General features: G+C 49.3%; 7 protein-coding genes. 3 read left to right on the forward strand and 4 right to left on the reverse strand.

From position 1 onward, the window contains the following. The 4 genes from GX117_15310 to GX117_15325 form a co-directional block, all read right to left on the reverse strand. On the reverse strand, positions 1–879 hold an 879-nt coding region (locus tag GX117_15310), incomplete at its 3' end, for an amino acid permease (protein NLO34696.1). A gap of 267 nt (positions 880–1,146) precedes the next feature. Next, complete coding sequence (queC, locus tag GX117_15315; GenBank protein NLO34697.1) at positions 1,147–1,833, reverse strand: 7-cyano-7-deazaguanine synthase QueC; 687 nt, start codon at positions 1,831–1,833, stop codon at positions 1,147–1,149. 73 nt (positions 1,834–1,906) lie between these two features. Beyond that, on the reverse strand, positions 1,907–3,223 hold the full coding sequence (locus GX117_15320) for a DegT/DnrJ/EryC1/StrS family aminotransferase (protein ID NLO34698.1): 1,317 nt from the start codon (positions 3,221–3,223) through the stop codon (positions 1,907–1,909). A 246-nt stretch (positions 3,224–3,469) separates the two neighbouring features. Then, entirely contained in the window at positions 3,470–3,937 is a 468-nt protein-coding gene (locus GX117_15325; protein ID NLO34699.1) for an NUDIX domain-containing protein, read from the reverse strand. A 363-nt stretch (positions 3,938–4,300) separates the two neighbouring features. Here GX117_15325 and GX117_15330 point away from each other — a divergent pair, with 363 nt between their 5' ends. The 3 genes from GX117_15330 to GX117_15340 are packed head-to-tail and all read left to right on the forward strand — an operon-like array spanning position 4,301 to position 7,321. Continuing rightward, positions 4,301–5,677 carry an FAD-binding oxidoreductase gene (locus GX117_15330; GenBank protein ID NLO34700.1) on the forward strand — a complete coding sequence of 459 codons (1,377 nt, stop codon included), beginning with the start codon at positions 4,301–4,303 and terminating at the stop codon, positions 5,675–5,677. Between the two features lies 1 nt (position 5,678). Beyond that, positions 5,679–6,437: an SDR family oxidoreductase gene (locus GX117_15335; GenBank protein NLO34701.1), complete on the forward strand. Its 759-nt coding sequence runs from the start codon at positions 5,679–5,681 to the stop codon at positions 6,435–6,437. After that, entirely contained in the window at positions 6,410–7,321 is a 912-nt protein-coding gene (locus GX117_15340) for a decaprenyl-phosphate phosphoribosyltransferase (protein ID NLO34702.1), read from the forward strand. The genes GX117_15335 and GX117_15340 overlap by 28 nt, the downstream gene beginning before the upstream one ends. Positions 7,322–7,765 lie beyond the last annotated feature (444 nt).

The raw sequence follows: 7,765 nt of genomic DNA on the forward strand, positions 1-7,765 counted from the left end.
ACATCCTACCGCTGAGGATAGGGTCGCGCCGAAAATACCCAGCGTGATGAGTATTTCTGAACGTGCAGCATAAGAGACGGCAAAATTGTTTTCAAGCAAAACGTCACGGGGACAGGAAGCCGCTAAGGAGACCGCCATAGCCAGATAAACGAGGGTCGTTAAGATAACGGCGCTCAGTGTTCCCAAAGGGATGGCTCTGCTCGGGTTTTTCAGATCACCGGAAAGATTAGCGCCCGCTGTCATGCCTGATACGGCTGGAAAGAAAAGGGCGAACATGACGATAAAATGCCGGTAATCGCTCGTAACAGCGGCAAGATTGTTTTGTAATTGGGAGTTGTCCCAAAGAGTCAATGCGCCCCAAAAGAAGGAAATTAACGACAGAACCACCAGAACGAGAAAAAGATATTGTACGTGCATGGTCCATTTAGCGCCGATAAAAACGCTGATAAAGAGCAGTGCATTGACTACGGTGGCAACGAGTACCAATTGATGGGAGGACAGTCCGAAAGCCCGTACAAAAGCTTCTGAAAAACCGACAATGTACAAGGCGACAGCGATGGCTTGCGCACAATAAAAAACGATACCCAATGTTGCACCAAATTGTGCGCCTAGGGTTCTGCTTACGAGAAAATAGGGGCCGCCCCCTTTCACACGGGTATTGGTGGCAATGGCAGACAAAGAAAGACTGGTGATGAAGGAGATGGACGCCGCCGCAAGAATGATCACGATAGACTGAACAATACCCATGCGTCCCACCACGAGGCTCAGCCGCAAATACATGATCGCCCCGAAAATAGTCAGTATACAGGGTATAAAAACGCCGCGGAAAGTGGAAAAGGCATTACCGGGGTTCTGATGTTTGTCTAGCGAAAGGGACAAAACAATTCTCCTCATCAAATCCCTAACATTTTCAAACAAGAATTTATTCTATTAAAAGAGGGATGCGAAGTCGATTGCAAAAACAGGTATTGTATCACGGAATTCTAAATGCCACGGAAATTCTGTGTTTTTGCTCAGTAACGCCGGACTATACAAGCATAAAAAAGCTCGGTTAAAGAGGCTATTAGGATGGGAAGGGGAGCGACGTCATTGCGCATGTTAAGCACTAAGGTACGGTGGCAGCGAAGAGAAAAGAAGAGGCGTGTGTTATGCCGGTTTGTAGCTTAGGGGATCGTCGACGCCCACATTTTTAAAAGCATGTAAGCGCTCAACACAGGTGGGACAGACGCCGCAGGGATATTCGTCGCCTCGGTAGCAGCTCCACGTGGCTCCGAAATCCACACCCAGTTCCAGCCCCAAGCGGACATTGTCGGTTTTGGAGTTGTTGATAAGGGGCGCCTTCACCGTTATGGGGTGGTGTCGATTTAAGGACAAGGTTTGATTGACCCTTTCCAGAAAAAGGGGAGTACAGTCCCAATATCCATATTCATCGGCCGCTTGCGCGCCATAACAAACCCAAGAGGCGCCGATCGCTTCCGCGTAGGCTGCTGCCACGGAAAGAAAGAGCAGGTTGCGGTTGGGAACATAGGTAGGCGGGTGATCGCGCTGATCCATGGGAATGTCCGCCAGTTCAGGGACGGACATTCCCGATGGGATCAAGGCGGAAGCGTCTCCAAGGAGACCGCTCAAAAAACTCATATCCAAGCATCGAAAGTCGGCGACACCCACGGCTTTTGCTTGGCTTCTTGCACAAGCTAACTCACGGCTATGCCGCTGTCCATAGTGGAACGCCACGCTGTAAATCAGATATCCCTCGTGGGCTAACTGATGCAACAATACAGTTGAATCAATTCCGCCGCTCAAGAGAACCACATGTTTTTCTTGTGCTTTCAAAGGAATTATCCTGATCGATCAACGTTAACCCTAGCCATGCGCGTGGGGTACGCTGAGCCGGCGCAGGTCGCTATTAGTGGGCAAGAGCGCCGTATTTTTTTAATTCAGCAGGCTTAACAGAACGGAGCTCGTCGATATTATCCACAATCTTTTTCACGATCCGCGCAAAAAGTTTCATATCAGCCGCGGTGTTCATCAGAATTTGATGGTGAGCGACGACGCCCGATTGTTCGTGGGCTTCAGTCGCTACAGGCGTAACGAAACGGGTAGGATCGATGGCTTTCCAATACTTGGGATTTAAAATGTGCCGTGTCTTGGTCTGTGGCTTGTAAAGACCGCAGTTATTAAGGGGCTCATAAGGCGGCTCGAAGAGTTCAGGAACATTGAATTCCATATTTAAGGCGGTAGAAAACTGGCGGTTATCTACTTTGAGTTCTTTGGGATCAATGCGGAAGGCGTAATTGAAATAACTTTGCTGGGTCACTTCTTGGCGTCGGCGCATGGGGATGATGCCGGGGATTTCAGCCAGGAGGCTGTCAAGTAGCATGGCGTTCGCCTCCCGTTGTTTGACCTGTTTGTCAAGACGTTTCAGTCCGCCCAACAAGATGGCAGCCTGCCATTCTGTAAGCCGATAGTTACCGGATTGAAGGGTGGTCGCACTCATGTTTGCCGGTTTGGTCAATCCGAAGACGGCGGGATCTGCTTCATAAGGACGTCCACAATTGCGAAGGCTGTAGAGTTTATAAAATAAATCGCGGGTCTTGCACATATTGAAGCCCCCTTCGCCGCTGCTCAGCACCTTGGATTCTTGGAAGCTCCAAGAGCTGACATCGCCGAAAGAGCCGACGCCTTTGCCTTTCCAGAAAGAGCCGTGCTGATGGGCACAATCTTCAATCAAGAAAAGATTATGTTTTTTGCAGATCTTCTGGAGACGGGTCATATCGGTCATGCACCCATAGAGATGGACAACAATAATGGCTTTGGTCTTATCGGTTATGGCCGCTTCCACAGCGTCCAGATCCAAGTTCCAGGTGTCCGGTTCAATGTCTACCAAGATGGGGATAGCACTCACATCGACACAGGCGGCGGCGGTTGCCTGCCACGTCATGACGGGCACGATGACTTCATCATAAGCACCTACGCCCAAGGCTTCAAGGGCCAACTGGATCCCGACGGTTCCATTGGCACAGCACATTCCGAATTTCGCTCCTTGGTAGGCGGTGAATTTTTCGGCAAATTCCCATTCCGTGGGGCCGTCATAGGACCACCGATTAGAGCTCGTGATTTTGGCAACCAATTTGGCGTCAGCTTCATTACTGATAGGCCATGTCGCCCATTTTTTGTTTTTCGGAACTGAGGGTGTACCACCGCAAATTGCAAGCTTGGCCATGAATATTCTCCTTGTTCGATTGTGGGGCCGCAACAGTTATATTCAATCCCTGAGGCAAGGTTTTTTGATAGCGCCCCGGCGAATTGAATCCATTGGAATGAATCCCATCAAGGGCATTCCAATTAATGTTTAGTAAATAAGTATAGCCTGATTCCCTGTAGATGTGCAAAAACTATCCGTTTTTAGTCCTTTATTATTGTCGCGTTGCTTTGACGCTTCGTTCAGGCAGCGGGAGTGCCCGCGATTTTAGGACTCGTTTTCGGACCATGATTGCATGACGGCGAAGGCGCGCTTGGCAAAATCTTGTTCGCTCCTATAGCTTAAACAGTGTATCGCTTCTTCAGGGCGCATCCACTGTGGTTTGAAGAGGGCTTCTTCGGGACTATCGGGGCGCGGCGCCAAGCGTTCCGAGTCGGTGAGGCGCATCAGATAATAACGTTCATCTCGTTCGTAGTGTTTTTTATTAAAGACATAACTGCTATGACCGACACCTAGATCCTGAATAATTTCTACAGACCAATAGCCTGATTCTTCACCTACTTCACGTACGGCTGCTTCTTCTTCCGATTCCCCCGGATCAATATGACCTTTAGGCAGACGAAACTCTTGTACCGATTGACCATCTCGGATAATGCTTCGTATCAAAACCAAGAATTCTTTTGCATCGTTGATCACGACACCGCCGGCGGTGCTATAGGATAAGCTTTGACTCATCTTCTCTCCAAAGGTGTGGGAAGCCACAAGGCTTTTGTAAAATTGGTTCCCGTTACGAGCGGGCTCTATAGGAAACTCTATGGGATTATAAAAACCGTTGATTAAATCATAACTGCGGACTGGGATTACAGACAAATTATTTATGACCTTTTATTCTAAAAAGGAGCCGCTGTTCTTTTCCCACGATTTATCAATCAGGCGCCGCGCCGTTCTTCTCTATGCGGATTTGTGGACAGCATCCGAATTAAGATAGACTAAATCCATTCCGACTTGATGTAGACGGAAAATAATGCTTAATGCCGGTGATACTGAACTGAAGATGAAGCACGCCGGTTTTCAAATTGCAGATAAGGAGAATGACAGGTGTCTTTCGCCGCCAAGAACGAGACCCTCGCCGGATGGGGCCGGTACCAACCCCAGTCTTGTGCCGTATATCGGCCGGAACAACATGCATCCTTGGAACGCTTGCTAACCTCGACTGCAGAGACGTCCTTTATTGCTCGTGGTCTGGGGCGCAGTTACGGCGATACAGCTGTTAATAGCCAAGGTGGGGTCATCGACTTTTCTCGGCTAAACTGCATGATTGCTTTTGATGAAGATACAGGCGTTTTAGAATGTGAAGGCGGCGTCAGTCTCGCCGATATTTTAGATTACTTTGTGGCGCGCGGCTATTTTTTACCGGTCACGCCCGGAACTAAATTTGTCACAGTCGCAGGGGCTATCGCCAACGATGTACACGGAAAAAATCATCATTGCGACGGCGCCTTCTCGAATTTTGTGGAATCGATCACGCTATGGACCCCTGCGCAAGGTCGCATTACGTGTTCCCCCGCAGAAAATGCGGATATCTTTTGGGCAACAGTGGGGGGCATAGGGCTCACAGGCATTATCTTGAGTGCCCGATTACGATTGCTTCCCGTAGAATCTGCCTATGTGCGGGTTGATTATCAACGTTGTGCTCATTTGGATATAGCCCTTGATGCCATGGCAGCTTCAGATCAAAATTATCGATACTCGGTGGCATGGGTCGATTGTCTCGCTTCTAAAGGTTCCCTGGGCCGTTCCGTATTAATGCGCGGCAACCATGCGCCTCTTTCAGGGCTGCCGTCCAAATTGACGAACACGCCCTATAAGCTGCCTGCACGACCAACCCTTTCGGTGCCTCTTGATTTTCCCGGATTCGCTTTGAATAAATGGAGTATCAAAGCCTTTAACACGGCCTTTTATGCGGTCAACCGCAATCGAAGCGGCGTTCTGGTCGATTACGACAAATATTTTTATCCCTTGGACAGCGTGTTGCAATGGAACCGCATGTATGGCAAGCCCGGTTTCATTCAATACCAAGCCACCTTCCCCATGGATCAGAAGGCGGGTTTGGTAAAGATGCTGGAATATCTCGCGTCCGTGCAACGCGCCTCTTTCTTGGTCGTGTTAAAATGTTTTGGCGAAGCGGGAGCAGGCTTGTTATCTTATCCCACGCCGGGCTATACCCTCGCTTTAGACATACCCAACCGCAAAGGGCTGCGCGAGATCACCCAAAACTTAGATAAGATTTTATTGGATCATGGAGGGCGGCTCTACCTTGCCAAAGACGCCATCACCGATCCGGAAACCTTCGCCGCCATGTATCACGCTGCCCTGCCGCAGTTCCTAGACATTAAAGAAAAGGTTGATCCGGAGGGAAAGCTGGATTCGGATATGGCACGCCGATTGAAATTGACTGGTGGAAAGGAATCATAAAATGACGGAATCACTCCCCAAATCTCTTGTTGTTTTAGGAGCCGCTTCCGGTGTCGCCCGTGCTATTGCCGAAGAATATGCCATACGCGGGTGGGCGCTGGTTTTAGCAGGACGAAACATAGACGAGATCAAACGTATTGCCGATGATCTGCATACACGCCACGGGGCGACATGTCACCCGCTCGTTTTCGACGCACTGGCGTTTGATGATCACAAAGACTTCCCCGCCGCGTGTGAAGCCGCCTTGGGCGCGCAGCCCGAAGGGGTGATCCTCTGCTTTGGCTTTATGGCGGAGCAAAGCGATGCCCAATCGGACATGGATATTGCGCGGCGTACCATGGACACCAATTTAACGGGAGCAATGACTATTCTGGAGGCTTTCGCTGCAGTCTTTGAGGTGCGCCGTTCCGGCTTCATTGCCGCATTGAGTTCTGTGGCAGGCGACCGGGGCCGCAAGGCAAATTATATTTATGGAGCTTCGAAAGGCGGGCTCACTGTGTATTTGCAGGGATTGCGCAATCGATTACACCCCGCCGGTGTGCAGGTCACAACGATCAAGCCCGGCTTTATCGATACGCCCATGACCTACGGCATGAAATTGCCCGGTCCTTTGGTGGCATCGCCTGAGCGTGCGGCTAAAGCCATGGTCTGCGCGATTAGCAAAGGCAAAAATGTCGTGTATGTTTCTTCTATTTGGCGGTATATTATGTGCATTATCAAAAGTATTCCTGAATGGCAATTCAAAAAGATGGACATTTGATGAATTCCCTTTTCTCTTATATTTATGCTGTGTTTCGGTTGATGCGCGTCTATCAATGGACGAAAAACGCATTGGTTCTGATGCCTCTTGTCTTTGCACAACAGCTGATGCAGAGGGACGCGGTATTGCAAAGTCTGCTTGCTATGTTAGCCTTCTGTTTTGCTGCCAGTGCCACCTATATTTTCAATGATATTCGCGATTTGAATCATGATAAATATCATCCGGAAAAGAGTGGGCGGCCCTTGCCCCGCGGAGACATCAGCCTTATCAACGCCGCTGTGCTCGGCGTCCTGCTCTTAGCGGCATCTATCTTCATTGCGTGTCGGATCAACCCCAAATTCTTTTGGGCGCTCATGGCCTATATTGGCTTAACGTTAAGTTATACGTTGATCCTCAAGAAATTATTTATTGTGGATGTCATAACCGTCGCCCTCGGTTTTGTCATTCGCGCCATTGCCGGGGCTGTAGCCATCGACGTGCTTTTTTCTAACTGGCTCATTGTGTGTACCCTTTTCCTCGCCTTATTTCTGGCGCTCGGAAAGCGGCGCGGAGAGATCATGCTCCTTGAAGAAGAGGCGGGCAGCCACCGAGAAGTACTCCAACAATATAGCACAGCCTTTATTGATCAAATGCTGCTCATTGTGGCTGGCGGCGCGCTGATAACATTTACGATCTATACCTGCAGCGCAGAAGTTATCACACGCATAGGCACCGACAAACTCTACATGACATTGCCCTTTGTCGTTTATGGATTGGCGCGGTATTTATGGTTAATCGAACATAACGGTACCGGAGATCCCAGTCAAGTGCTGCTGAAGGATTGGCCTACCAGTGTCAGTGTCGGCTTGTGGATCATTGCTTGTGTTGCCATTATTTATCTATAGTTGTAACCATTATTTTGCTAAGCCATCACTTTCCCTGATTTCATGGAAGGGGCGGGTTCAAGGTTGAAATGCAACCGGTCCCCCAAAAGAGGACATCACAGAGATCTTCGGTACAATAGTTCTGTTGAAACACCCGAAAGAGCCCATACTGTCCCATCACCATTTTACACGAGATGGTTGTATAAAACCGGAAACATTTAAAAGCCAAGGATTGAACAACCGGAAAACAGCTCAGACACTCGGGTTTTATAAAAGTAGTATGGGTCGTGAATTACGCCGTACTCGTGTACGCAGTCGCTCGTGTTACGTGTTGCTATGCTCAGCCACAAACGCCCATGCAAGTTTGTCGGGAGACGCGCTCATGAAACTAACAAACGTTCCCTATCAACCGGACCAAAGAACGGGGTGCTTGACACAGGTATGAAGGATTGTTGAGAACCTAAA

Source organism: Candidatus Hydrogenedentota bacterium (assembly GCA_012523015.1).
Classification (GTDB): domain Bacteria; phylum Hydrogenedentota; class Hydrogenedentia; order Hydrogenedentales; family CAITNO01; genus JAAYBJ01.

What these genes read in the sequence shown, in the direction of transcription:
- GX117_15320 (NLO34698.1), bottom strand. Translation starts at nt 3,223, where the DNA reads ATGGCCAAGCTTGCAATTTGCGGTGGTACACCCTCAGTTCCGAAAAAC.
- GX117_15325 (NLO34699.1), bottom strand. Translation starts at nt 3,937, where the DNA reads ATGAGTCAAAGCTTATCCTATAGCACCGCCGGCGGTGTCGTGATCAAC.
- GX117_15335 (NLO34701.1), top strand. Translation starts at nt 5,679, where the DNA reads ATGACGGAATCACTCCCCAAATCTCTTGTTGTTTTAGGAGCCGCTTCC.
- GX117_15340 (NLO34702.1), top strand. Translation starts at nt 6,410, where the DNA reads ATGGCAATTCAAAAAGATGGACATTTGATGAATTCCCTTTTCTCTTAT.